Origin of the sequence: Sphaerisporangium sp. NPDC051011, assembly GCF_040653595.1 — a bacterium.
In the GTDB taxonomy this organism is placed as follows: domain Bacteria; phylum Actinomycetota; class Actinomycetes; order Streptosporangiales; family Streptosporangiaceae; genus Sphaerisporangium.
In genome coordinates, this window is sequence record NZ_JBFAGG010000028.1 from 1 (window position 1) to 25102 (window position 25102).

Annotated in this window: 23 protein-coding genes; 11 read left to right on the forward strand and 12 right to left on the reverse strand. The window is 70.3% G+C overall.

Annotated features, from left to right (window positions below):
* Nucleotides 1–287: 287 nt before the first annotated feature.
* On the reverse strand, nucleotides 288–1211 hold the full coding sequence (locus tag AB0H21_RS38825; RefSeq protein ID WP_358526749.1) for a VOC family protein: 924 nt from the start codon (nucleotides 1209–1211) through the stop codon (nucleotides 288–290).
* A 292-nt stretch (nucleotides 1212–1503) separates the two neighbouring features.
* Between AB0H21_RS38825 and AB0H21_RS38830 the strand changes: the two genes are divergently transcribed.
* The 7 genes from AB0H21_RS38830 to AB0H21_RS38860 all read left to right on the forward strand — a co-directional run bounded on the left by AB0H21_RS38830 (nucleotide 1504) and on the right by AB0H21_RS38860 (nucleotide 9198).
* A complete protein-coding gene (locus tag AB0H21_RS38830) occupies nucleotides 1504–1737 on the forward strand; it encodes a hypothetical protein (protein ID WP_358526751.1) in 234 nt (77 codons plus the stop codon).
* On the forward strand, nucleotides 1734–2663 hold the full coding sequence (locus AB0H21_RS38835) for an MBL fold metallo-hydrolase (RefSeq protein ID WP_358526753.1): 930 nt from the start codon (nucleotides 1734–1736) through the stop codon (nucleotides 2661–2663). The genes AB0H21_RS38830 and AB0H21_RS38835 overlap by 4 nt, the downstream gene beginning before the upstream one ends.
* Nucleotides 2660–3673: an amidohydrolase family protein gene (locus tag AB0H21_RS38840; protein ID WP_358526755.1), complete on the forward strand. Its 1014-nt coding sequence runs from the start codon at nucleotides 2660–2662 to the stop codon at nucleotides 3671–3673. Before AB0H21_RS38835 ends, AB0H21_RS38840 begins: the two co-directional genes overlap by 4 nt.
* A 49-nt stretch (nucleotides 3674–3722) precedes the next feature.
* On the forward strand, nucleotides 3723–4643 hold the full coding sequence (locus tag AB0H21_RS38845) for a VOC family protein (protein ID WP_358526757.1): 921 nt from the start codon (nucleotides 3723–3725) through the stop codon (nucleotides 4641–4643).
* A 49-nt stretch (nucleotides 4644–4692) separates the two neighbouring features.
* Nucleotides 4693–6336, forward strand: coding sequence for a bifunctional 3-(3-hydroxy-phenyl)propionate/3-hydroxycinnamic acid hydroxylase (locus AB0H21_RS38850; RefSeq protein ID WP_358526759.1), 1644 nt, complete (start codon nucleotides 4693–4695; stop codon nucleotides 6334–6336).
* A complete protein-coding gene (locus AB0H21_RS38855; protein WP_358526761.1) occupies nucleotides 6336–7859 on the forward strand; it encodes an FAD-dependent monooxygenase in 1524 nt (507 codons plus the stop codon). Before AB0H21_RS38850 ends, AB0H21_RS38855 begins: the two co-directional genes overlap by 1 nt.
* Nucleotides 7860–7923: 64 nt before the next feature.
* Nucleotides 7924–9198, forward strand: a complete 1275-nt coding sequence (locus AB0H21_RS38860) for an Nramp family divalent metal transporter (protein WP_358526763.1) — start codon at nucleotides 7924–7926, stop codon at nucleotides 9196–9198.
* Between the two features lie 47 nt (nucleotides 9199–9245).
* On the opposite strand, the gene AB0H21_RS38865 is transcribed toward AB0H21_RS38860, so the two are convergent.
* Entirely contained in the window at nucleotides 9246–10016 is a 771-nt protein-coding gene (locus AB0H21_RS38865; protein ID WP_358526765.1) for a GntR family transcriptional regulator, read from the reverse strand.
* 378 nt (nucleotides 10017–10394) lie between these two features.
* On the opposite strand from AB0H21_RS38865, the gene AB0H21_RS38870 reads away from it, so the two are divergent.
* The gene (locus AB0H21_RS38870) at nucleotides 10395–11219 is read left to right on the forward strand and encodes an FCD domain-containing protein (protein ID WP_358526767.1); all 825 of its coding nucleotides are present in this window, start codon (nucleotides 10395–10397) and stop codon (nucleotides 11217–11219) included.
* Between the two features lie 36 nt (nucleotides 11220–11255).
* Here the strand turns inward: AB0H21_RS38870 and AB0H21_RS38875 are convergent, their stop codons facing one another.
* The 8 genes from AB0H21_RS38875 to lhgO all read right to left on the reverse strand — a co-directional run bounded on the left by AB0H21_RS38875 (nucleotide 11256) and on the right by lhgO (nucleotide 20775).
* Nucleotides 11256–12023: an RloB family protein gene (locus AB0H21_RS38875; RefSeq protein ID WP_358526769.1), complete on the reverse strand. Its 768-nt coding sequence runs from the start codon at nucleotides 12021–12023 to the stop codon at nucleotides 11256–11258.
* A 110-nt stretch (nucleotides 12024–12133) separates the two neighbouring features.
* Complete coding sequence (locus tag AB0H21_RS38880; RefSeq protein ID WP_358526771.1) at nucleotides 12134–13408, reverse strand: ATP-binding protein; 1275 nt, start codon at nucleotides 13406–13408, stop codon at nucleotides 12134–12136.
* Between the two features lie 257 nt (nucleotides 13409–13665).
* Complete coding sequence (locus AB0H21_RS38885) at nucleotides 13666–14130, reverse strand: ATP-binding protein (protein ID WP_358526773.1); 465 nt, start codon at nucleotides 14128–14130, stop codon at nucleotides 13666–13668.
* Between the two features lie 512 nt (nucleotides 14131–14642).
* Nucleotides 14643–16049 (reverse strand): helix-turn-helix transcriptional regulator, encoded by a 1407-nt coding sequence (locus tag AB0H21_RS38890; RefSeq protein WP_358526774.1) that lies wholly within the window; start codon nucleotides 16047–16049, stop codon nucleotides 14643–14645.
* A gap of 35 nt (nucleotides 16050–16084) precedes the next feature.
* The gene (locus AB0H21_RS38895) at nucleotides 16085–17155 is read right to left on the reverse strand and encodes a DUF418 domain-containing protein (protein WP_358526776.1); all 1071 of its coding nucleotides are present in this window, start codon (nucleotides 17153–17155) and stop codon (nucleotides 16085–16087) included.
* 127 nt (nucleotides 17156–17282) lie between these two features.
* The gene (locus AB0H21_RS38900) at nucleotides 17283–18869 is read right to left on the reverse strand and encodes a HAMP domain-containing sensor histidine kinase (RefSeq protein WP_358526778.1); all 1587 of its coding nucleotides are present in this window, start codon (nucleotides 18867–18869) and stop codon (nucleotides 17283–17285) included.
* Complete coding sequence (locus AB0H21_RS38905) at nucleotides 18866–19567, reverse strand: response regulator transcription factor (protein ID WP_358526780.1); 702 nt, start codon at nucleotides 19565–19567, stop codon at nucleotides 18866–18868. The genes AB0H21_RS38900 and AB0H21_RS38905 overlap by 4 nt, the downstream gene beginning before the upstream one ends.
* A gap of 23 nt (nucleotides 19568–19590) precedes the next feature.
* Nucleotides 19591–20775 carry an L-2-hydroxyglutarate oxidase gene (gene lhgO / locus AB0H21_RS38910; protein ID WP_358526782.1) on the reverse strand — a complete coding sequence of 395 codons (1185 nt, stop codon included), beginning with the start codon at nucleotides 20773–20775 and terminating at the stop codon, nucleotides 19591–19593.
* Between the two features lie 133 nt (nucleotides 20776–20908).
* Between lhgO and AB0H21_RS38915 the strand changes: the two genes are divergently transcribed.
* Nucleotides 20909–21301, forward strand: a complete 393-nt coding sequence (locus AB0H21_RS38915; protein ID WP_358526784.1) for a hypothetical protein — start codon at nucleotides 20909–20911, stop codon at nucleotides 21299–21301.
* A gap of 156 nt (nucleotides 21302–21457) precedes the next feature.
* Nucleotides 21458–22714, forward strand: a complete 1257-nt coding sequence (locus AB0H21_RS38920) for a hypothetical protein (protein WP_358526786.1) — start codon at nucleotides 21458–21460, stop codon at nucleotides 22712–22714.
* A gap of 99 nt (nucleotides 22715–22813) precedes the next feature.
* On the opposite strand, the gene AB0H21_RS38925 is transcribed toward AB0H21_RS38920, so the two are convergent.
* Both AB0H21_RS38925 and AB0H21_RS38930 read right to left on the reverse strand, forming a co-directional pair.
* Nucleotides 22814–23929, reverse strand: a complete 1116-nt coding sequence (locus AB0H21_RS38925; protein WP_358526788.1) for a hypothetical protein — start codon at nucleotides 23927–23929, stop codon at nucleotides 22814–22816.
* Between the two features lie 7 nt (nucleotides 23930–23936).
* On the reverse strand, nucleotides 23937–24095 hold the full coding sequence (locus AB0H21_RS38930) for a hypothetical protein (protein WP_358526790.1): 159 nt from the start codon (nucleotides 24093–24095) through the stop codon (nucleotides 23937–23939).
* Between the two features lie 23 nt (nucleotides 24096–24118).
* On the opposite strand from AB0H21_RS38930, the gene AB0H21_RS38935 reads away from it, so the two are divergent.
* Nucleotides 24119–25090 carry an aldo/keto reductase gene (locus AB0H21_RS38935; RefSeq protein ID WP_358526792.1) on the forward strand — a complete coding sequence of 324 codons (972 nt, stop codon included), beginning with the start codon at nucleotides 24119–24121 and terminating at the stop codon, nucleotides 25088–25090.
* The last annotated feature ends 12 nt before the right edge of the window (nucleotides 25091–25102 follow it).

The window sequence follows — 25102 nt, forward strand, 5'->3', positions numbered from 1 at the left end:
CTGCGCCCCGACGACCTGGCCGCCCTCATGACCGGCGCGCACCAGCCCGGCTGACGCCCGACCCCCGCGCGGGAGCGGCACCACCCTCCTGACCGCTTCGCCGGGTCCTCCTCGGCCAGCGCCGCGACGCTCTCGGCCTAGGTCACGTCGCACCGCCAGGCGGACGCCTGCCCACCGCGGGCCGTGATGGCCGAAGCGACCGAGGAGCCGTCCTCACGACGCGGGCGCCCTCGTCGGCCGGCCGTTTTCGCGAACGCCCGCCCGAGTCCCCGCGCGGGGGTCGGGCGTCAGCCGGGCTGGTGCGCGCCGGTCATGAGGGCGGCCAGGTCGTCGGGGCGCAGGAAGGACGGCGGCGGTGGCGGCCCCCAGTTGAAGAGGCCCTGGGCGCCTTCGAACGCCTCCGGCTTCCACAGCTGGTCCTCGAGGATGCAGTCCATGTCGGAGTAGTACTCGGAGAAGTTGCCCGCGGGGTCTTTGAGGTACCAGAAGAAGTTCGAGCCGGCGTGGTGGCGGCCGAGGCCCCACACATGGCGCTCGGGGTTGCCGTCGAGCATCGTGGTCGCGCCCCGGCCGACGTCGTCGATGTCGTCGACCTGCCACGAGGTGTGGTGGAGGAAGTTCACCGGGGCGCGCAGCACCAGCAGGTTGTGGTGGTCGGTCGAGCAGCGCAGGAAGGCTCCCTCGCCCTTGATCTCGTCGGAGAGCTTGAAGCCGAGGCCGTCGGTGAAGAAGGTCCGGGTGACGTTGAGGTCCGTCGATCCCACCACCGCGTGCCCGAGCTTGCGCGGCCGCACCGGGTCCGTCCGCAGCACGCCGGGGGCCCGGGTGCCGTGCCGCTCGATGCGGCCCGGCCCGTTGTACGGGGTGGGCGGCGTCTCGGGCTGGGCCAGCCGCCGTGCCACCCGCACGACCGCGCGGAACCCGGCGACCGGTTCGTAGGCGATGAGCGCGTCGGCGGTGCGGGTCGTCGGCAGGCCGAGCCCGTGCAGCCGGCTCGCCACGCGGTCCAGGTCGTCTGGGTCGTCCGCGCCGACGACGATCTCGATCAGACGCCGCGTGGGCGCGGCCACCACGCGCAGTTGGTCTCCGCCGTCGCGGGTGGCCAGCCAGCCGTCCTGCCCGGGGCTGAGGCCGAACTCGGTGTAGTAGGCGCTGGTCGCACGCGGGTCGGGGACCCCGATGGTGACCGAGGACAGCTGGTGGAGAGCCATGGCGGCTCCTTTCGCAGTAGATCGGGGTCCGCCGGTCGTCGGCCTGCCGCCCGAGGCGCACTCCCCGGCCGGGGCCCGCGCCACCGCACGCAGGGGCCGGGCGATCGCCCGGCCCAGCCGCCCCAATAAAACAGCATGGTGAATTTCGCCGAAGGGGGTGTCAAGCGCCGCGATCGTATTCATCATGGTGAATGACGAACCCGGATGATCTGTCGAGCCTCACTTGCTAGTGTATCCAACGATGATTAATATATCCAACCTCTGGCTGGGAACTAGCCCTGGAGGTCCGCAGATGTCCGACCAGATACCCGACCGGCTGCCCGAGGGCGGGACGGCAACGGTTCCGGACGAGCCGACCGCGGAGGCCGGCCCGCCGGTGGTGGGTGGTCGTCCCGCCGCCGAGGGCAAGGACGCGGTCGCCGGCGCCCTCATCCCTCAGGCCCTGAGCCGCCACCCGGACTGGGACCAGTGGGAGGAGCCGTGGTGGATCGCCACCGGCGTCAAGACCCTCCTCGCCGCCCGATGAACGCTCAGGAGACGCCCCAGCCGCCGGACGCGACCCGGTACGCGGCGCCCGTCGTGCAGGGCGACCCGGTGGAGGTGGCGGACCGGGTGTACGTCATACCCGACCGGCGCGTGCCGCTCGTCCCGAACATCGGGATCGTGGTCGGCGACCGCGCCGCGCTGGTGATCGACACCGGCGTGGGGCCGGGCAACGGCGCCCATGTGCGGGACACGGCCCGGCGGCTGACCGGCGGCCTGCCGCTGTACCTCGCCATCACCCAGCTCGACCCCGGGCACGGCTTCGGCGCGCAGGCGTTCAAGGGCCACGCCACGATCGTCTACAGCGCGGCACAGCGCGACCGCTCGCGCCACCACGCGACCGCCTACCTCGCGACCTTCCGCGGCATGGGCGGTGCGGTGGCCGGCCGACTCGACGGCATGGAACTGGTCGAGCCCGACCTGACGTACCAGGACCGGTGCGAGATCGACCTCGGCGGGGTGCGGGCCGTCCTGCGCGACTGGGGCCCGGCGCACACCGCGGACGACCAGACCGTCCTCGTCGACGGGCGGGTGCTGTTCGCCGGCGACCTGCTCCAGTCCCGGATGTTCCCGATCCTGCCGTACTTCCCGCCGTTCGACACGCACTTCGACGGCGACCGCTGGATCGAGGCGCTGGACGAGCTGATCGCGCTCGACGCCGACGTGGTGGTGCCCGGCCACGGCGAGGTCACCGACACCCGGCAGATCCGCGAGGTGCGCGCGTACCTCGCCCATGTGCGCGAGCAGACCGCGGACTCCCGCGCCCGCGGGGTGCCGTTCGACGACGCCGCCGCCGTGATCGAGCGGAACGCCCTTGCCCGCTGGCCCGGTTGGGAGGTGCCGCGCTGGATCCGCTACGCGGCCTTCGCCTACTACCACCAGGACAGGAACGAGGCGGTGCGGCAGTGAAGATCATCGGCCTGGAAGAGCACTTCGTGACCGGCGAGGTGATCGACGCCTGGCTCCGGCTCGATCCGCACTGGAGGGATCTGGCGCTGCGGCCGGCCACCCAGGGCGAGCCAGCCCGGCTGCTGGCGGACCTGGGCGCGTCGCGGTTCGAAGCGATGGACGAGACCGGCATCGACACCCAGGTCCTGTCGCTGACCACGCCCGGTCTGCAGAACCTGGCGCCTGCCGACGCCGTCGCGCTGCAGAGCGCGGTCAACGACGAACTGGCGGAGGCGGTGCGGGCCCATCCCGACCGCTACCAGGGATTCGCCGCACTGGCCACGCCGCAACCGGACGCCGCCGCCGAGGAGTTGGTGCGTGCGGTGACCCGGCTCGGGCTCAACGGCGCGATGGTGTTCGGCCGTACCCGGGAGCGCCACCTCGACGACCCGGTCTTCTCGCCGATCCTCGAAGCCGCGCAGGAACTGCGTGCCCCGCTCTACCTGCACCCGCAGTCGCCCCCGCCCGAGGTCCGCGCCGCGTACTACCGCACGGCGGACGAGCTGACGACGGCGGCGCTGTCCACCTTCGGCATCGGCTGGCACTACGACACCGGCGTGCAGTTGCTGCGGCTGATCATCGGCGGCGTCTTCGACCGCTACCCGGAGCTCCAGGTGGTCGTCGGACACTGGGGCGAAGTGGTGCTCTTCTATCTGGAGCGGATCGCGAAGATCCCTGGCCTCGCGCGCCTGGACCGCCCGCTGCTCGACTACTTCCGCACCAACCTCTACCTCACCCCCAGCGGCATGTTCAGCCGCCGGTACCTGGGCTGGGCCGCCGACATCGTCGGCACCGACCGGCTGCTGTTCGCCACCGACTACCCCTTCGAGTTCGCGCCGGCCGGCGGCGCCCGCGCCTTCCTGGAGCAGGCGGACCTGACCGCGACCGACCGCGAACAGTTCGCGTCGGGCACCTGGGAGCGGCTGTGCGCGGGCATCCGCCGCGCACCACTCGCCGACCGAACCGGCTGAACCAGATCAACCGGACTAACCGGACTAAGGACCACAAGGAGCTACAGCCATGCCCCAGCAACCCGCACGCACGACCCCGCCGGTGGTCAACGTGTCGAAGGTCGGCTACGTCGGCTTCCGGACGCCGGATCTGGACCGGCTGGTGGAGCACTACACCAAGACCCTGGACTTCGTGCTCGTGGAGCGCGACACCCGGCGGGCGTTCCTCACCACGTCCTTCGACCACCACTGCGTGGTCCTGGAGCAGGCGCCGGAGAAGCAGTCCCGCAGCTTCGTCGGCTTCCAGGTCGCCGAGGACCTCGACGCGGCGGCCCGTCGGCTGCGCGAGGCCGGCTACCCGGTGGAGCGGCGCACCGACATCGCGCCGGCCACGCCGACGGTGCTCGTCGTGGAGGAGCCGCTGACCGGCACCCCGATCCACCTCTACGACGCCCAGTCCGGCAGCGGCGTGGACGGCCAGGAGACGCTGCGGCCGACCAAGCTCGGCCACGTCGCCGCCTTCACCCCCGAACTCGGCCCGCTCCAGGACTTCTACCAGGACCTGCTGGGCTTCCGCTGGTCGGACACCGTCGGCGACTTCTTCGTGTTCCTGCGGTGCAACTCCGACCACCACGCCGCGAACTTCATGGCGTCGAAGAAGTTCACCGGCATGCACCACGTCGCGTTCGAGACCCGCGACCTCAACCATCTCCAGACCCTGCTGGACCACCTGGCCACCCGCAGCACCCGGCTGGAGTGGGGGCCGGGCCGGCACGGACCCGGCCACAACATCTTCACCTACCACCGGGACCCCGACGGCAACAACATCGAGCTGTTCACTCAGCTCGACACCATCAGCAACGAGGCCAACGGCTACTTCGAGCCGCGCCCCTGGCACGAGGACCACCCGCAGTACCCCAAGACGTGGGAGGTGGACCTCGCCACCATCAACAGCTGGGGCCCGATCCATGACGGCCAGATCGACCACTGAGCCCACTAAGACCACTGAAACCACTGAAGGCCCGCGGCAAGGGAGCGTCATGCAGGACGACTACGACGAGTACGGCGGGAACGAGACGGTCGACGTGGTCGTCATCGGCTACGGCCCCGTCGGGCAGGCGACGGCCGCCCTACTCGGCGGCAGGGGCCACCGCGTGGCGGTCTTCGAACGATGGCCGAGCCTGTACGGGCTGGCCAGGGCCGGACACGTCGACCACGAGATCATGCGGATCTTCCAGTCGATCGGCGCGGCCGAGGCGGTCGAGCGCGACGCCCACCTCGCCGACCGGTACGTGTTCCGCAACGCCGAAGGCGAGACCCTGATGGCGTTCGACTACAGCGCGCAGGGCATCTCCGGCTGGCGCAGCGACTACATCGTCTACCAGCCCCGCGTGGAGGACGCCCTCGACGCGGCGGTGCGGGCGTGCCCATCGGTGACGGTGCACCAGGGCTGGGAGGCGTCCGACGTCCGGCAGGACGCCGAAGGCGTCGAGGTCACCGTCCGCAGGGTCGAGTACGACGCGGCCGGCACACGCGTCCACGCCGGTCGGCCGCACACGGTCAGGGCCCGCTACCTGGTCGCGGCAGACGGCGCGAACAGCTCGGTGCGCACGCGGCTGGGCATCGCCTGGCACGACCTCGGGTTCCGCTCGACGTGGCTGGTGGTGGACCTGGTGCCGACCGGCCCGATGTCGTTCGACTTCGACAACGGCCAGGTCTGCGACCCGGCGCGCCCGCACTGCCTGTTCCAACTCGGCAAGGAGCACCGGCGGTTCGAGTTCGCGGCCATCCCCGGCGAGGACCCCGCGCGGCTGGCGGAGGAGAAGACCGCCTGGGAGCTGATGGCCCGCTACGAGGTGACGCCGGCGAACGCGCGGATCGAGCGGCGGGCCGTCTACACCTTCGGCTCGTCCATCGCGCAGCGCTGGCGCTCCGGCCGCGCCTTCCTGGTCGGTGACGCCGCCCACCTCATGCCGCCGTTCATGGGGCAGGGCATGTGCACCGGCATCCGCGACGCGATGAACCTCGCCTGGCGGCTGGACCTGGTGCTGACCGGCCGCATGGAGGACGAGCTGCTGGACGGCTACGAGACCGAACGCGCCCCGCACGCCGAGACGCTGGTCCGCATGTCCATCGCGGCCGGGCAGGTCTCCTGCACCTTCGACCCCGAGGTCGCCGCCGCCCGCGACGAGGCGTTCCGCACCGGCACCGTCCCGCCGCTGGACCCGTTCCCCGCGCTCACCGCCGGGCTGCTCACGGGCGGGGACGACCCGGTGTCGGGACGGCTGGCGCCGCAGGGCCGTATCCGCCAGGGCGGACGCACCGGGCTCTTCGACGACCTCACGGGCCGCGGCTGGATCCTGCTCAGCACCCGCCCGGTCCCCGGCCCCGCCGACGACCGCGTGCGGGACCGGCTCGACCGGCTCGGCCTGCGCACCATCGTCGTCGACGAGGCGGCGGACGTCGACGGCGGCTACGCCTCGTACTTCGAGGCCGAGGACGTCGCGGCGATCGTCTACCGGCCGGACTTCTACGTCTTCGGCAGCGCCCGCCGCGCCGAGGACGTACCGGCCCTGCTCGAACGCCTCGCGGCGATGCTGCCGCCGCGACCGGCGGACGCCGCCGGTCCGGACTCACCCGCGCCCGCGCAGAGGCAGGCGTACTCGACGCAGGGAAGAAAGTGATGGACAGGAATTCGCAGGGCGCCACGGAACACGGCGTCATCGTCGTCGGCGGCGGCCCGTCGGGACTGGTCGTCGCGGCCGAACTCGCCCAGGCCGGCGTGGACGTCGTGGTCTTCGAGCGCCGCACCGGCGTCGTGCAGTCCAGGGCGGGCACGATTCTGCCGCGCGTGCTGGAACTGCTGGACGCGCGCGGCTGGGCCGACGAGATCATCGCGCGGGCCCACGAGATCCTGCCCAACCCGCTGTTCCGCACCCACATGTGGGCCGGCATGAAGCCGGTCGAGTGGCACCACCTGGACTCCCGCTTCGGCTACCGGCTCGTCCTGCCGCAGAACATCACCGAAGAGGTGCTGATCAAGCGGGCCTTGGAGTGCGGCGTCACCATCCGCCGCGGCATGACCGTCGAGACCGTCCGGCAGGACGACACCGGCGTGGAGGTCACCGCGGTCGACGCCGAGGGTGTGCGCCGCAGCGTACGGGCCGCCTACGCGGTGGGGTGCGACGGCGGCCGCAGCGTCGTGCGCGAGCAGGCGGGCATCGCGAGCACCGGCCACCCGGCGACCTTCACCGGCATCGTCGCGGACGTCCGTATCGACAACCCGTGGGCCGAGGGCCGCCGGATCGTCGACAACGACCGCGGCTGGCTGGCGTCCTTCCCGTTCGGAGAAGGCGTCACCCGCTTCAACCTGGTGCACGCCGACCGCATGCACGCCGACCCCGCCGAGCCGGTCACGGTGGAGGAGGTCCGCACCTGTCTGCGGGAGATCCTGGAGACCGACCTCGACTTCGCGTCGCTGCACTGGGCCTCGCGGTTCAGCGACGCCACGCGCATCGCCGAACGCTTCGCGCAGGGCCGCGTCCTGCTGGTCGGCGAGAGCAGCCGCATCCACTACCCGGCCAGCGGCGTCGGCATGAACTTCTGCATCCAGGACGGATTCAACCTGGGCTGGAAGCTCGCCGCCGTCGTCAACGGCCACGCCGACCCCTCCCTGCTGGACAGCTACGACGCCGAACGGCGGCCGGTGGCCGAGGAGTTGCTGCGCAGCGTGGCCGCGCAGTGCGCTGTGCAGTTCGCGTTCTCGCCGCAGGCGGTGGTGTTCAAGCGCTGGTTCGAGTCGGTCGTCATGCCCGTCCCCGAGGTCAACCGGCGGCTGGCGCTGGAGCTGAACGGCCTGGCCCTGGCCTACCCGACCGCGCCCGACGCCGGGCCCCTGGCGGGCCGGCGGATGCCCGACCTGGAGCTGCGGCTGCCCAGCGGCACCACCACCGTCGGGGCCCTGTTGCGCGGCCAGCACATGCTGGTGCTCGACCTCACCGGGGACGAGCTGCTGCGCGGCCTAGCGTACGCCGCCGCACCGGTCGACGTGGTCAGCGGTGTGCCGGTGCGGCTGCCGGAGGACCTGCGTACGGCGACCACCGTCCTGGTGCGTCCCGACGCGTACGTCGCCCGGGCCTGGACGGGCGGCGAGCAGGAGGCCGACGTCAAGGCGGAGATCCAGCGGTGGCTGGCGCACGCCCGGTGAACGGCCGTGGGCGTACCGCCCGGCCGAGCGGACTCGGCGCCGACCGGCCCGGACGGCCGGCGCCATGACCACCGGCACCGAACAGCGCCCGGCCCCGCAGGCGGTCGCGCTCCCCGCTCTGCTCGGGCGCGGCCGGGTGCGCGGCGCCGTCGCGATGCTCGGCCCGGCCTTCGTCGCGGCCGTCGCCTACGTGGATCCGGGGAACTTCTCGACCAACATCACCGCCGGCGCGGAGTTCGGCTACCAGTTGGTGTGGGTGGTGGTGCTCGCCAACCTCATGGCGATGCCGGTGCAGTTCCTGTCGGCGAAGGTCGGCGTCGTCACCGGGAGGTCGCTGCCCGAACTGTGCCGCGACCGCTACCGCGCGCCGGTGCGCTGGGCGCTGTGGGCGCAGGCGGAAGCGGTTGCGATGGCCACGGACCTGGCCGAGTTCATCGGCGCCGCGGTCGGCCTGAACCTGCTCTTCGGGGTGCCGATGGTGGTGGCCGGGCTGATCACCGCGGTCACCGCGTTCGCGGTGCTGGCCCTCCAGGTGCGGGGCTACCGGCCCTTCGAGCGGGCGATCGCCGCGCTGCTGCTCGTGGTGACCAGCGGATTCGTCTACGAGGTGGTGGGCGCCGCGCCGAGCCCGGCCGCAGCGGCCCACGGCCTGTGGCCGTCCATACCCGGGGGAGACGGACTGTTCCTCGTGGTCGGCATCGTCGGGGCCACGGTCATGCCCCATGTCGTCTACCTGCACTCCGCCATGACGGCCCGGCGGGTGCACGCCCGCGACGACGCCGACCGGCGCAGGGTGCTGCGCTTCGAACGCTGGGACGTGATCATCGCCCTCGGCCTGGCGGGCGCCGTCAACCTGGCGATGCTGGTGACCGCGGCAGGGCTCTTCCACGGCTCCGGGGCCGCGGCGGTCGCCACCCTCGAGGAGGCGCACGCCGGATTCGCCCGGTCGATCGGCGGCGCCGCGGCGACGGTCTTCGCCGTCACGCTGCTCGCCTCGGGCATCTCCTCCTCGTCGGTCGGCACCTTCTCCGGCCAAGCGGTGATGGCCGGCTTCGTCGACCGCACGGTCCCGCTGGCGCTGCGGCGTCTGGTCACGATGCTGCCGTCGCTGGCCGTCCTCGCCGCGGGCCTCGACAGCACCTCGGTGCTCAACGCCAGCCAGGTCCTCCTGAGCTTCGGCATCCCCTTCGCGCTGGTCCCGCTCATCGCGGTCGCCCGCGACCGGCGCGTCATGGGCGCCTTCGCCTGCCGTGGCCCCGCCGTCGTCGGCGTCGGCGCGATCGCCGCGGTGATCACCGCCATGAACGCGTTCCTGATCGTGCACACCGTCACGGGCTGACCGTGCACACTGTCACCGGCACACCGTCACCGGCCGACCGGGCGGCGTCACGCGCCGGCGCGCAGTACCTGCTCGGCCTCCGGGGCGAGGGCGCGGACGCAGGTGCGCAGCCGCTCCAGGTCGCGGTGCGGGTCCAGCGCGTCGAAGACCAGGGAAGCGGAACGCGCGTAGTGCAGGACGAGCTCACGTACCGCCAGATCCGGGTCGCCGCTGCGGGCCGCGTCCAGGATCGCCCGGTGCTCCACCCGGCGCTCGTCGCTGTGCTCGGTCACGGCGAACCGCAGCCGGTAGCGCTCGCAGTGTTCAGCGAGCCGATCTATCTCGGCGCACACCCGCGGTCCGGCGCCGGCCACCAGGACGTGGTGCATCGCGTGGTGCGGCGCGCGGACCCCCAGCGCGTCGCCGGCCCGCTCGTAGTGGTCCATCTTCGCCATGCTCGCCTCGAGTTCGGCGAAGTCGTCCGAGGTCAGCCGCGGCACCGTGACACGGATCGCGGTGGCCTCCAGGGAGATGCGCATGAGGTACAACTGCTCGAAGTCCGCGGCCGACAGCGCCGCCACCTGGACCGGATGGTTCGGCTTCGCCACCACGAGACCTTCGCGCTGCAGCAGGCGCAGCGCTTCACGCAGCGGCGTGCGCCCGACGTCGAAGCGATCGGCGAGGGCCCCCTGCGAGATGCTCAGCCCGGCTTCCAACTCGCCGTGCAGGATGGCGGTCCGCAGCCGGTCGTGGGCTGCCGCGACGTTCTGGCCGTCGCGCTTGCGCCCCGCTTCCTGCGTCTGTTCGGGGTCGGTCGGACCGGGACGTGAGTGGCTCATCCGCTCTTTCTCATCACTGGATACTTCGCGCACCACGGTATATCACCGGGCGCGCACGGTCGTGTGTGTCCGGCGCACGGGGCCGACGCCCCCGCCCCGCTGTTTTCCATGCCGTCACACCCATGGGACATACATCCAATAGTTCCTATTATATCCAATTAACATCATTGGACACTATCCAACCCGGGAGGCGGCCCTTCGCCGCCTACGACCCGGGCAAGGACATGCTGTACGGCCACGCCAAGCCGAGGAAGGGCCGGACGAGGTTCACGGAACCAGCACGCCACCAACGAACGGCTACGCGACCTGGTCGACAGGGCAGACGTCGCCTGATGCCGTACTGGCGGAAATCACCATGCTGATCTATCGTGAGGCACCGTGGGAGCAGAGACCTGGAAGTCCGCGGGTACGGACAACGAACGGCACGTCGAGCTCCCCGGATTCCGGCGCGCGGACTGGACGCCGGCCCCTGCCGGCGCGCAACCCACCCGCCCGGCCGCCGTCGCCAACGCGCTCGAAGTCATGGCCCAGGCCGAACCCGGACTCCGCCTGGGAACCAAGGACGAGTTGCGCGCCCACTTCGGTGTCTCAGTCGGGACCTTCAACGAAGCGCTGCGCATCGCCCAGGGCCGCGGCGTGGTCACGGTCCGGCGCGGTCCCGGGGGCGGTCTTTTCGCCCGCCGGCAGTCGCCCCTCATGCGCCTGGGCAGTACCCTGCTGACCTTGGACGAGGGCGCGGCGGAGTTCGTCGCCGACGCCTTGCGCCTGCGCAAGGCCCTCGACCCCCTTGTCATGGAGGACGCGGTCGCGCATGCGACCGCGTCCGACGTCGAGGAGCTGCGCGCGGTCGTACGGCGGATGGAAGCCGCCGTCCGGGACGCGGACATCGAGACGTTCGCGCGCGTCAACTGGTCGCTGCACGCGCGCATCGCCGAGATCAGCCGCAGCCCGCTGCTACGCACGTTCTACCTGAGCCTCATCAAGGTCCTGGAGTCCCAGACGCTGGAGGCGGCGCCCGCGGACGCGGCCCCGGAGACCGCTCCCGAGGATTCCGAAGCCCGGGGGGACATGGCAGCCCGCTGCGAGTTGCACGCGCGGCTCGTCGAAACGGTCGCTCGGCACGACAGGGACGAGGCGCTCGCCGTCATCAAAGAGCACAACGACACCGACAACGCCGTGGTCGGCGCCGGACGCGCATCCTGACCGCCCCGGCCACCGGCATGCCGGGTACGAACTTCATCAGCAGGACGAAGAACCGGGTGAATACCCGAGGCGGCGGAGGCTTCTTTCCGTTTCGGTGGGCCCACCTTTGCCGGCCGGCTCCCGTTCAACGATGCCTAGCCTGACTAGAAGGCGCCATACGTCAGTGGAGGGATCACGCTGGAGAACTGGGCAGTCCGGCGCGTGCCCGGAGCGAGCCGCCCATTCTTGGGGGGACTGAGTGGCAATACTCTCACCGACTGGTCCTGTCATCGCCTGGCCGGGCTTGCAGAGCCCGTGAGTGCAGGAGGCGATCAGGCTCCGGGCGTGCGCCACCGCCTTGTCCTCCCGTCCCTTCAAGGCGTCACGCCGGGCCCCCTTGACGCTCTTGTCACCTCTCTTGTCGTAGTCCTTGAAGGCGTCTGCCCCCTTGGCCTGTCGCAGCTTCTCGACCACGAGCTTGTTGCTGCCGCCCTGTGCCCCTCCAAACGCTTGGAAATGCAGCAGCAGCCAAAGGTCAAATGACGGATGCGAGAGGGCGAGCTCGACTTTGGACTCGGCTGCGTTCTTGACCGCCTGAGGGATGTCATCCCACTGGTCGCGATCGAACAGCGCCCACGCCTCATCCTCACCGGCGGCATCCCGTGCGGCTTCGACGACCCTGGAAGGCGTCTGCCCGTTCCTGCGACACACCGGCTGGATCCGGAAAGGCCGCCTCCCCTGGCCATCGCCATCCCCGAACTGCTCGTTTAGATACTGCAAATAGTCGGGTTCTGTGGACTCACCCTCGCAGGCCACATACAACACCTGTACTTCACGAGAGCGCGGACTGGATCTTGGTACCAGCGGACGTTCGTCTTCCAGACGCCCGCGTCTTCTCCGCCTTCCCTGTTCCCGCTCTTTCCCCATCCGCCCGGTCACGCCGTAGCCTTCGCCTTATTCCCGGACAGTTCACGAACGATCTCCCCTGCGGTCACCCGTGGCACCCCACCGTAACGACCACGTAGATAACCACGTTCCAGGTTCTCCTCCTTGCGCGGCTTAGCCTCCGTAAGCGGATACAGTTCGGTCTCTCCTGAGCGTTGCTTCGCTGTGATCCACACCTGATCACGGTCGAGCGGACGGTCAAGCACCTCACTGCCCAGCAAGGTCGCGTCATGCGTAGTGAAGATCAACTGCGCATCGCGCGGATTGGATGTGGGATCTTGGAAAACGCGTACGACCTCGGCCGCGAGTGCAGGGTGCAGACTCGAATCCAGTTCGTCCACCAGCAGGACCGATCCCTGGTCCAGGACAGTGAGCATGGGTCCCAAGAAGGCAAACCAAGCATGAGTTCCTAGAGATTCTTCTGTACGGAAATCCAAGGGAATCTCTCCGCCGTCCGGTGTACGGTGCCACAGCCTGAACTCGCCACTCTCAGGGTCTGTGTCAAGGCGAGTGACTCCCAAGTCAGCCGATTGCAGCAACTGCACGATCCGCTGGTGGTAAGACCCTGCATGCTCTGAGCGTGTCAGCAACCGCTTGGTCCAGTTCATTCGGGCAATGAGATCTCGTCCCGGTGTCTCCAACCACAGGTTGCTGAGGAACCATCTGTGTATCGATGACAGCTGAGGGTCGTTGAGAGTCGCAGCGACAGACAAGAACAGAGCGTTCGGGCGGGTCAGCTTTACCAGGGGTTCTCGTTCTCCTTTGAATCCCTCTCCCCTGAAGATGAATTCTCCACCTTCCGAGTCCGGGCGGTTCACCTCTCGGTCGAACCAGACGTTCCGGCGGCCGTGCGGATACGCGTGCAGCCACTCCGCCTCCACCCGCTCGTCCGACAGCTCAAAACCATAGGTGTAGCGGACGGGATCCCGGCCCAGTACAAGGTCCACTTCGAACAGGCTTGTCTCCTCACACGACGTGGAATCAAGCTTGAAGGGCTGCCGGGGAACCACCCCTGGCGCCTTGGCCCAGTCCGCGAAAGAATCACGCACCGCGTCACGCATCAGCCGGAACCCGCTGAGCAGGTTGGACTTCCCCGACGCGTTGGCTCCGAATACGCCTAGTGCGGGTTGCACCGAAACATCCCGTCCCCGGTACTTGAGACCCGTCCTACGCCCCGAACCCTCATCGAATTCAGTTGCGATCAGCGACAGCTCATGCTCGTTACGGAAGGAACGATGGTTTGCCAGCCGGAAACGGATCAGCACCGTAGACCTCCTATCGAGACACGGCTCTCCGCCCTGCCATCCACGGCTTGGTACACAGAACCTGCATGAAATAGCCTATGACGCCCCTCTAGCGGATGCCAGCATAGGACTCCCTGTTCATGCCGGTGCGTGATCTACGCCAGTGAAGTGCAGCGCTCCTCAGGGTTCCTGGGAGCCTCGGCCCCGGGACGACCCTGATCTCCGCCCCCTTGTCCGCCCACGCCCTGCGCTCACCTATCCGGCTCATCCCATGAACGTTATAGGCGAGGCAAGCGCCGGATCGTTGGATCGGGAGGCTGGGGCTCCTGGATCGTCGCCGGGCCGGATTTCACCGTCCACCTGGCCCACACGACCTTCCCGGGGCGGTTGGGCAGAGGAAAGACCTCGAACTCCCCGGCCAAGGCCGCCACGATCGCGAGTCCGCGCCCATGGACGGATTCCGGCTCCGGGTCGAGCTCGTGGGGATGTCCCAGGCCGTGGTCGGTGACTCGCACGCATAGAACACCGCGTGTCCGCCACAGGGAGAGCCGGATCGGTGGCGCGCCGTGGCAGATGGCGTTCGCGAGAAGTTCATCCACCACCAGGGCGACATCATCGGCCAACTCTTCAAGAGTCCAGCGGCTCAGCGTCCTTCGGACCTGCCGGCGGACGCCGGGCACCGCCGCGAGGTCATGCGGAATGTCCCAACTGGCCGCGTGCAGCTTGCCAGGAATCGTGATCATGGGGGGTTCTCCGAAGTGGGGTGGGCCACTGAGGCGGTTGCCGGTCGTGGCGAACGTCCGCTGTGTGGGGTGATGTTGTCGCCTCGGCTTCGCTCATCTGCCGGCGCAGTTCTCCGACGCTGCGGGCGATGACGATGAGCGCGACAGGTGTCGACCATGTGGCGACGGCGTAGAAGCGACGGGTCCCGACGCCGTACCAGATGACCCAGGCGGGGGTCACCTGATCGAGTTGCTCCGCGGCCGCGCGCTGAACGACGTCCCACTTCCGTTGGCGCACGGGCACGGGCGCCGTACCGTGCCGATGCCGCCCTGGTGAGTCAGTCCTGCCCACGCCGACCGGACCGTGCCGCCGTCGTGAAGACCGCCCATGCCCCGAAGGGCGATCCTCTACCCGTGGCGGCCGTCGTGAGCCCGTCCAGGCATGACATGGGGATGATTTCGCTGAGTCGATGAGCCATGCACGGAAAGTAGCCATGCGCGAGGGCGTCGATGGGGACAACCTGTCCCCGTGCTCATGCGGCCGGAAAGACTCCCATGTCCTCGGCCAGCTTGACGGCCTTGGCCTTGAGGGTGCCGGTCGATCGGCGGACGAGTTCCACGGTGACGCCGCGCGTCAGCGGGGAGAAAGGGGTGGCTTCAGGAGAGGTGGTCCAGGCGCGGACGAGGAAATGGTGCGCCTGTCCGAGGTCGCGGCGCTGGAGGTGGCCTGCCGCGATCTCCCCGAACAGCCGCCCCTGGCGCTCACGGGAGGGGATGTCCTCAGGCTTGATCGGCTCGGCCCTTCTGACCGCTTCGCCGTAACGGCGCAGTTCGGCGGCCACGCTGACTCCGTGGAGGGCGACGTTGGCCTGTCCGAAGACGGTCTGAGGATGGGCATATCCCCCGGGCAGAGCGTGCGCCACCGATTCGGCGGTGTCCCAGTATCGCCAGGCCGTGCCGTCCTGCCCCTGGTACGCGGCGCTGATGGCCATGTGCAGACACAGGCTTCCATACAGGCCCGCCACGTCGTCGTGGCCTTCCACGCGCGCACGCAGGTCGTTCGCCGCGCCATCGACGATCCGGAAGGCGGCATCGGCGTCCGTACCACGCAGAACGTGGCCGTACGTCCAGGCCGCGAACGCCAGGCTCACCGGCTCGTCGGCCGCCTGTGCGGCGCGCACGGCTCGGTCGGCGATGACCCGGGAGACCTCCGGCTCCACCAGGTCCACCGCGAGATGCTGCGCCAGCCCGTAGGCGCTCGCCAGCCCGGCCTGAGCGGTACGCCGCTCGACGCCGTCCAGGACAATGGCCGCGTCCTCGATCTCCGAGATGAGCCCGGGGAGGACACCGGCGACCGCCGTACGGTTGCCCGGGAGCGTGTGCCAGGCGATCCACGCCTGTCTTACTCGCGCGACCAGCGCGGGCACGTCGAAGTCGGCCGCGTCGCGGGACACCGGGCGGAGCGACGTCACCTCCACGATCTCCCGTACCGCGGCGACGCTCGGGTGGTGCGGGGCATCCCAGGCACTGACCGGAATCGGCGTATCACCGTCGATGAGAAGCGAGAGGTCATCCACACGAAGAACATGCGCCAGGCGGATCAGCGCGGGAACGGACACCCCTCGCTGCCCGGCCTCGATCTTCTTCAACCAGTCCGCCGAGTACCCGACCAGCCCGGCGAGCACCGTGCGACTCATTCCCCGCTTTTCACGCATATGCCGAATACGCTCACCCGTACTCAAACTCGGCGGAACATCCATGACGTCCTCCACCACATGGCGGGGCGGATCCACAGCCAGCCTACGGCTCACCACCCAAGCTGGGGACGTAACAAAGCACGTGGCGACGTCCCAAGTACCCGAACACTCGATCAATCGAACCGGACGATTCACGCTCGCGCGGAATGGTGATCTCGCCGTATATGAGAAGCTGGCACCCATTCGTGGCCAGCGGTTTCAGGGCCGGGACTCAAGGGTCAGGTGGGGCGGCGTAGGGGCGGGCGGTGGGTCCAGGTGGCCCAGCGCCACAGCCATTCCAGGGGGCCCTGGCTGTAACGGCGCAGCCACAGGGTGGAGACCAGCCATTGGGGGACGAGGATGGCTGCCGCGATCAGAAGCACCATCGCGTCGGACCAGCCGTCCGGTGAGCCGCCGATGAGGCGGGCGGTCACCAGGACGAGGACTGTGGCCGACAGGTAGTTGGTCAGCGCCATCCGGCCGAGCGGCGCGAAGACCCCCTGGAGCACGGGCCGGAGTGGCGTTCTGAGCAGGAGCAGCAGGGCGCACACGTACGCACCCGCGATCAGCAACCCGGCGATGGCGAACCAGGAGGTGAAATCGTCCGTGCCGGCGGCCCCGGAATCGATCTGCATCCAGGCGGCGGGCACCGCCCCCGCCGCGAAAACCAGGCCCAGCGTGGCTGGAACACGGACGGAACGGTCGATCCGATCGATCACGCCGTACCGGGTCAGCGCCGAGCCCAGCAGGAACAGCCCGGGTACCAGTGCCACGTGGTTGCTGCCGAAGATCGGCGGTAACGCGATAAGGACCCCGGCGAGGCCCGCGACGGCCCAGCGCGGCAGCCAGGTGGAGGGCAGCAGCACCACTAGGCCGACGACGGCGTAGATGGTCAGGATATCGCCCCGCCACAGCAGGAACATGTGCGCCAGGCCCATGGCGAGCAGCACCAAGAGCCGGCGCAGCAGGAGCACGCGCGGGCGGGAGACGCGGCCTTCCACGGAGTTCAGCAGCAGCGAGAACCCTATGCCGAACAGCAGCGAGAAGATCGGGAAGATGCGCTGGTCGACGAACAGGCCCAGCCCCAGCCCGGCGCCATCCTCACTCGCCGCCGTGACCACCGGCCGGGTGACCGATCCGGTGTCGAGCATGTGGGCGATCGGCTTGACGTTGGCCAGCAGGATCCCGCACAGGGCGAACCCGCGCAGCACGTCGAGCGCGACGATACGCGGCCTGCCAGAGGAGGCGGTCGTGAGTGGCTGTTCCGGTCTCGTGGCTTCCGGCGCCGGGGGGTGCGTTGCAGAAGGCATGAGGCCTCATCCTGCGGTCCCCCCTCCGAGACCGGATCGGTCGAACGTAGGGTTCGCGGCGACCCGAACCGTACTTCCGGCCGGTTCAGCCGCGAGTAGCCGATCTTGGTGAACACAGCCGGGGTGATCAGGGAGTGGGGAGGACCTCAGGGGACAGGGGGAGGATAACTCTGAATGTGGAGCCGGCTCCTATGGCTGTTTCTACGGTTACGGTGCCGCCGTGGGCGGTTACGAGGCCGGCGACGATGGCGAGGCCCAGGCCGGTTCCTCTCGTCGCCGACTCGGCGTTGGCGTCGCCTGCGGTACGGGTCCGGGATGGATCGGCCGCGGCGGAACTCAGGGACGGGTCGTGCGCGGCGCCGTTGCGCGACGGGTCGGAAGGGTCGGGGATCGCGCGGGAGGACTCGGTGCGGGTGCGGGAGGGGTCGGCGCGGTAGAAGCGTTCGAAGACGCGTTCGGCCTGGTCGCGGGTGAGGCCGGGGCCCTTGTCGATCACTTCGACGAAGGCGGTCACCCCGTCGACGCCCGCCCGTACGCGGATAGGTGTACCCGGCGGCGTGTGGGTGAGCGCGTTGGTCATCAGGTTGCCGAGGACCTGCCGTAGCCGTACCTCGTCGCCGGAGACGATGGGGGCGACCTCGCCCGCGACCTCCAGCGCGATCTCCCGGTCGGCGGCGAGGATGCGCGCGTCCTGGACGGCTTCGGCGGCGAGGGCGAGCAGGTCGACCGGGCTCATGGTGAGCGGCCGCTGCTGGTCGAGGCGGGCCAGGAGCAGCAGGTCCTCGACCAGGACGCCCATGCGGGCGGCGGCGTCCTCCACGCGGCGCATGAGCCGGGCCGGGTCCCCGGCGGGGTTCTGCCGGTAGAACTCGGCGTAGCCGCGGATCGAGGTCAACGGGGTGCGCAGTTCGTGGGAGGCGTCGGCGACGAAGCGGCGCATGCGTTCCTCGGACGACCGGGCCGCCGCCTCAGAGATCTCCCGGGCGCGGAACGCGGTCTCGATCTGGGCGAGCATGCCGTTCAGGGACGCGGCCAGGCTGCCGACCTCGGTGCGCGGGTCGCGGTCGGGTACGCGCCGTCCGAGGTCGCCTGCCGCGATGGCCGCCGCGGTGTGTTCCATCTCGACCAGCGGGCGCAGGCTCCTGCGGACGATCACCACGCCGACGACGGCGAGCACGATCATGACGACGCCGCCGCCGAGCAGCTCGCTCATGATCAAGCGGGAGGTGATCTGATCGACCGAGTTCAGGTCGATCGCGATGATGACGCTTCCGATCCCCTCGATCGGGACGATCCGGACGCGCCAGCTTCCCCCTCCTGTGGCGGCGGGCACCGTCTGCGCGGCCACGACCGAGGCGGGGGACGGGGACGGCAGTACGGGTTCGGGCACGGTCTCGGCCTCCAGCCCGACGGCCTCGGCGACGACCCGCCCGGCGGCGTCGCGGACCTGGATGAGCCCGTCCGGCGGCACCCGGCTGCCGAGGCCGAGCCCGGGGAAGCGTTGCAGGCGCCGTCCGACGTCGTGGGCCCACGTGTCGAGCTGCTGGTCGACGCGGTCGACGAGGTAGCCGCGCAGGACGGACACGCTGCTCACGCCGATCCCGGCGAGCGCGATGGCGACGAGGGCCAGCATGGCGGAGATCAGCTTGACCCGCAGCGGCGTGCGCGCGAACAGGGACGGGGTGGGGGGCATGGGCCGGGGGGTGAGGGTCATCGGGGTGGGGTGCGGAGGACGTAGCCGACGCCTCGCAGGGTGTGGATGAGGCGCGGGGTGGTGTTGTCGATCTTCCTGCGCAGGACGGAGACGTACGATTCGACGATGCCGGCGTCGCCGCGGAAGTCGTAGTCCCACACGTGGTCGAGGATCTGCGCCTTCGACAGCACCCGCCCGGCGTTCGCCATGAAGTAGCGCAGCAGCTTGAACTCCGTCGGCGAGAGCGGGATGACCTTGCCGTACCGCCAGACCTCGTGGCTCTCCTCGTCGAGCTCGATGTCGGCGAAGGTCATCCGGGGCGGGGGCGACTGCGGGTCGCCCGCCGTGCGGCGCAGCACGGCGCGGATGCGTGCGATGACCTCTTCCAGGCTGAAGGGCTTGGTGACGTAATCGTCCCCGCCGAGGGTGAGCCCGCGGATCTTGTCCTCGGTGGCGTCCCTGGCCGTGAGGAAGACGACCGGCGTGTGCGCGCCGCCACCGCGCAGGCGTCGGACGACGTCGAACCCGTCCATGTCCGGCAGCATGACGTCGAGGACCATAAGGTCGGGCCGGTGGCGCTGGGCGGCCTCGACCGCGTCGGTACCGCTCGCGGCCGTGGCGACCTCGAATCCGGCGAATCGCAGGCTGGCGGCGAGCAGTTCGAGGATGTTCGGGTCGTCCTCGACGATCAGTAGTCGGGCTTCAGACGATTCGGTCACGAACCTATAGTGGCGTGACCGGCCTAAGCGCGGATGAAAGACATGATGTGCCGGGCGATCGCGAGGCTGGACGTGGCCCCGGGGGAAGGGGCGTTGCGGACGAGGACCACCCGTCCGTGGACGTCCACGACGAAGTCGTCGACGAGGCCGCCGTCCCTGGCCACGGCCTGCGCGCGCACTCCTCCGGTGGTCCGCATGAGGTCGTACGACGTCAGGGTGGGCACGTAGCGGCGGGCGGCCTTGAGGAACGCGCCCTTGACCAGCGAGCCGTACACCTCGGTGACGCCGGTCCGCCAGTGCCGGGCGGCGAGCCTGCGCATGCCGGGCCACAGCAGGATCTCACGCAGGTCGCGGACGGAGACGTCGCGCCAGGTGTACCCCTCGCGGGCGAGGGCGAGGACGGCGTTGGGCCCGACGAGCACCTCTCCGTCGATGCGCCGGGTGAGGTGCACGCCGAGGAAGGGGTAGCGCGGGTCGGGCACGGGGTAGACGAGGCCGCGGACGAGGTCCTTGGCGCCGCCGGTCAGCTTGTAGTACTCCCCGCGGAACGGAATGATCCGGACGTCCCCGGCGTGTCCGGCCATGGCGGCGACGCGGTCGGATCCGAGGCCGGCGCACGCGACGAGGCGGTCGAAGTCGAACCGGCCGTCGCCCGCGTGTACCCGTACCCCGGAGGCGGTCTCGCGCATTGCGCGCACCGGATGACCGAGCAGGACGGAGCCGCCCGCCTCCCTGACGTCCTCGGCGAGGCGGCGGGCGACGGCGGGGAAGTCGGCGATGGCCGTGTGGGGCGAGTGGACGGCGCCGACGCCGACCGCGTGCGGCTCGACCTCGCGCAGGCCGAGGGCGTCGAGTTCGGCGATGCCGGGGACGCCGTTCTCGCGGGCGCGTTCGGCGATGCGCCGCAGCCCGGCGCGTTCGGCGCCCGTCGAGGCGATGACGAGCTTGCCGACCTCTTCGTACGGAATGTGGTGCTCGGCGCAGTACTCGCGCAGCAGCGCGACGCCGGTCCTGCACAGGCGTGCCTTGAGCGAGCCGGGGGCGTAGTAGATGCCGGCGTGGACGACGCCGCTGTTGTGGCCGGTCTGGTGGGCGGCGACGCGGTCCTCCTTGTCCAGGACGGTCACCGTGGCGCCGCGCGCGGCCAGCTCGCGGGCGACCGCCAGCCCCAGGATGCCCGCGCCGATCACGCCGATTCGCTCAGTCACAAGTAGTTATTTTCCTAGGTTTGGGTAGCACGCGCCAGGCAGGGCGAAATGTCCGGGCCAGCAGGCCAGGATCTTCACAACCGACATAACACCTATACCTCGACTCGAACGGACATTCGATACACTTCCCGACGTGTACCTTCCACCCGGGTGGCCGTCCGAGGTCCTCCCCCCAGGGAGCCCGGACTGGGAGACGTCGGCGGTGGCCTGGCTGCTCGACGCGGTCCCGCCCGACTACCGGGCGTACGGAGTGCTGCGCCGCCACCCGCTCGCCCTCGCCCGCATGGCGCGCCAGCACGTGAACGCCACCGTCGAGGCCGCCCGCGCCGGGTACCGCACCGCGGCCGTCGACCTCAAGGAGCACCTGCCGCCGCACGCCATCGAGGCCGTCCTCGCCGCCTACCGCCGCGAGGGCCCCCGGCTGGTACAGCTCGCCGCCTCGATCGAACTCGTCGAACAGGCGCTGCGCGGCGAACCCTTCGTCGCCCGCATGGACGACTCGGGACAAAGAAGATCGCCCAGGTAAAACCATGGGTGTGTCGATCCCAAGACTCACTTGAGTCACAGGAGTCCGCGTTTCAGCAGGGCATACCTCGACAGGCACGCCGACATGATTCGTACTGGTGTTCGCGGCGTGCTCGCCCCGCCCCGTCGGGGTAGTCATCCGAACGAGGGGAAGTTCATGATAAAGACCCATGCTCTGGTATCCCTGCCTCAGCGTGTCCTCCTTCTCGGCGCCGCCGCCTCGCTCGTCGCGGTCCCCACCGCAGGGCTCGGGACCGCCGCCGCCGCGGCCACCCCGGCCCCGCCCCAGTTCCCGCCCGCCTCCACCGCCTGCGTGACCGGGAACGGCGGGTTCGAGCAGCCCGCCGGGCTCGTCCACGCGGGGAACCTCAGGACCGACATCCCCGCCTGGCACACGACCGCCACCGACGGCGCCATCGAGATCTGGGGACCGGGCAACGCCGGCGCCAACGGCGGGGAGGTCGCCGCCGACACCGGGACGCAGTTCGCCGAGCTCAACGGGACGCAGGTCTCCACCCTCTACCAGGACGTCGCCACCCACCCGAAGACGATCCTGGTGTGGCGGCTCGCCCACCGCGCTCGGAGCACCAGCGCCGACAACAAGGACGTCATCCACGTCAAGATCGGCACGCCGCACGCGCAGACCGTCCAGATCCCGCTCGGGCAGACCTCGGGCGACATCTCCGACGGCGGCATCCAATGGGGCCACTACGCCGGGATCTACCGCGTGCCCAGGGGCCAGAAGGTCACCCGGATCTCCATCGAGTCGGTCTCGTCGGCCGCGGGCTCGCCTAGCTACGGCAACTTCCTCGACTCGTTCGAGGTCATCTGCACGCCGCCCTGCCCGAAGAAGAGGTTCGGTCCGAAGGCGTGTGACGCGCTGGGGCTCCCGCTGTCGCCCTACATCCCCGTCGCCAAGCCCCGGCATCCCGCCACCCCGGTCCGTCCGGGCGTGAAGCCGCCGCACCCGGCCATCCCGGCAATCCCAGCCAAGCCGGTCACCCCGGTCCAGCCCGCCGTGAAGCCGCCGCAGGCGGTCACCCCCGCCACCCCGGAACAGCCTCCGATCGTCCAGCAACCGCACTCGGTCACCCCGACGATCCAGGACCCGTCGGCACAGCCGGTCACGAAGCCGCAGCCGGCGAACCCGGCCCTGAACCCAGGGCAGCCGACCGTGCAGCCGCGGCCCGCCACCGGGGGGCTGCCGGCCGACCCGTGGCAGCCGTCCATGAAGCCGCAGCAGGCGGCCCCGGCGCAGCCTGCGGGTACGAACCAGTCCGGTACGGCCCAGTCCGGTACGTCTCAGCCGGGCGGGCAGTCCGCCTCCCCGCAGGCGCCCGCGTCGCAGGCCGCCCACGCGGCCACGCCGCTGCCCCCCGCGACCGCGCCGCTGCTCCCCCGCCCCGCGAGGTGACACCCATAGGGATCACACCCGGCTGAGACCCGGCCGGGACGAACGAGAGCCTGCCGGCGGACCACCGCCCGGCAGGCTCTTTCCATGTCAGGGGCCGGGTCAGCCGACGCGGCGGGCCAGGACCGCGATGATGCCGGTCGCCCCCAGCGCCACGCCCAGCCACAGCGCGATGACCCCGGCCGGGACTCCGCCGTCGCCGTCACCCGAGCCGGCCGCCGCGTGCGAGGCCGAGGCGTCCGGCGCCGCCGCCACGCGCGTGGGCGTCCCGCCGCTCGTACGGGCGGGCGCGGGCGCCGCCCGCTCGGGCAGAGCCGAGGCCGGGAGCGGCACCGAGTACACCGGGCTGGACGTCCCCTCGGTGCCGGTCAGCAGGAACCTGCCGTCACGGGTGTAGGTGATCGACTCGGCCTGGTCCAGCGCGGGCATGGTGACGCGGCCGATCAGGTCGCCGGGCGCCCGGTAGAGCGAGGCGGAGAAATAGGTGCGGATCACGAAGCTCGACCCGTCCGGGGCGTACGCGGCGTCCGTCGCCATGATCGGCGCCGGGCCCACGCGGCGCAGGATGTTCACCTTGTCCGTGCGGAGCTTCTCGGGCGCCGCGTAGATCGACCCGGCGAACTCCTTGCTGACGACGTACAGCCGGCCGGTCTTCGGGTGCACCATGATGCCCTCGGCGTTGCGGTTGCCGTCCTTGTACTTGAAGCGGTACCGCGTCGCGTGGACGGTCGCGTCGGCCATCTTCTTCGGCTCGGGCACCTTGTAGATCGAGTAGTCGGGCCAGCCGCCGTTGAGGTTGTCCCCGATGTCGGCGAACCACAGGAAGCTCTGCCCGGTCGCCGGGTCCACCGAGGCCGCCATCGCCTCCCAGTCTCGGGCCCCCGCCCCGGCGATCGTGAACGTGGCCAGCGTGCCGCCGTCGGGGCCGACGGCGTAGAACTGCGGGCCGGCGCCGCTGTCGTTGTGCGTGTAATAGACGTCCTTGTGCGTGGGCGAGACGGCGAGGCCGCTGGACTCGGTGATGCGCGGGTCCTTGAAGCGGAACAGCAGCCGCCCGGTGCCGTCGCCGGCCTTCGCGGCGCGGTCCGCGCCCGTCACATCCGTGCTCACGTTCAAGCCCGTCACGGCGTACGCCGAGGCCGCCGCGACGCCCCCCGCCGGCACGGACGCGAGCGCCGCCAGAACGCCCGCAGTCACGACCACCCGTCTACTCCCCATTGGCACATCATGCCCCGCGAGCAGGCGCGGCGCGCTCGACCGCCCGCGCCGGGTCGGGGCTGGAGTTGGGATAGGTCTGGTCGAGATACCGTCTCCGGCGGGCCGCCCGCCAGGTCTTCCTGACGTACGACACCTTTCCCGGCCCCACCGCTGGGCTGGAGTCCACTCCAGGTGCTTAGGGTGAGGTTCATGGATTACGCACACCTCGGACGCGCCGGTCTCTCCGTGAGCCGCCTGTGCCTGGGCACCATGAACTTCGGGCCCGAGACCTCGGAAGAGGACTCGTTCGCGATCATGGACAAGGCTCACGACCTGGGCATCAACTTCTTCGACACGGCAAACGTCTACGGCTGGAAGAAAGGTGAGGGAGTAACCGAGCAGATCGTCGGACGGTGGTTCGCCAAGGGCGGCGGGCGCCGGGAGAAGACGGTCATCGCCACCAAGCTGTACGGCTCGATGGGCGACTGGCCCAACGAGACGCACCTGTCCGCGCTGAACATCCGCCGGGCGTGTGACGCCTCGCTCAAGCGGCTGCAGACGGACTACATCGACCTGTACCAGATGCACCACGTCGACAGGAGCACCCCGTTCGACGAGATCTGGGAGGCGATGGAGGTCCTCCGCCAGCAGGGCAAGATCATTTACGCGGGTTCGTCCAACTTCGCCGGGTGGCACATCGCCAAGGCGCAGGAGGCGGCCGCGCGGCGCCCGTTCTCCGGCCTGGTCTCGGAGCAGTCGCACTACAACCTGCTCGTCCGCGAGGTCGAGCTGGAGGTCCTCCCGGCCTGTGAGGACTACGGGCTCGGCGTGATCCCGTGGAGCCCTCTGGCCGGCGGCCTGCTGGGCGGCGTGCTCCGGAAGATCGACAAGGGCCGGTCGGCCTCCGAGAGGATGCTCACGGAGCTGGAGAAGCACCGCGACAAGGTCGAGCGGTACGAGGCGTTCTGCGACGAGCTCGGCGAGGACCCGGCCAACGTGGCGCTGGCCTGGCTGCTCGCCCAGAAGGCCGTCACCGGTCCGATCATCGGCCCGCGCACGATCGGGCAGCTCGAAGGCAGCCTGCGGGCCCTGGAGATCGAGCTGGACGAGAAGGCGCTCGCCCGCCTGGACGAGATCTTCCCCGGCCCGGGCGGCCCCGCCCCCGAGGCCTACGCCTGGTAGCACCTGAGCCGC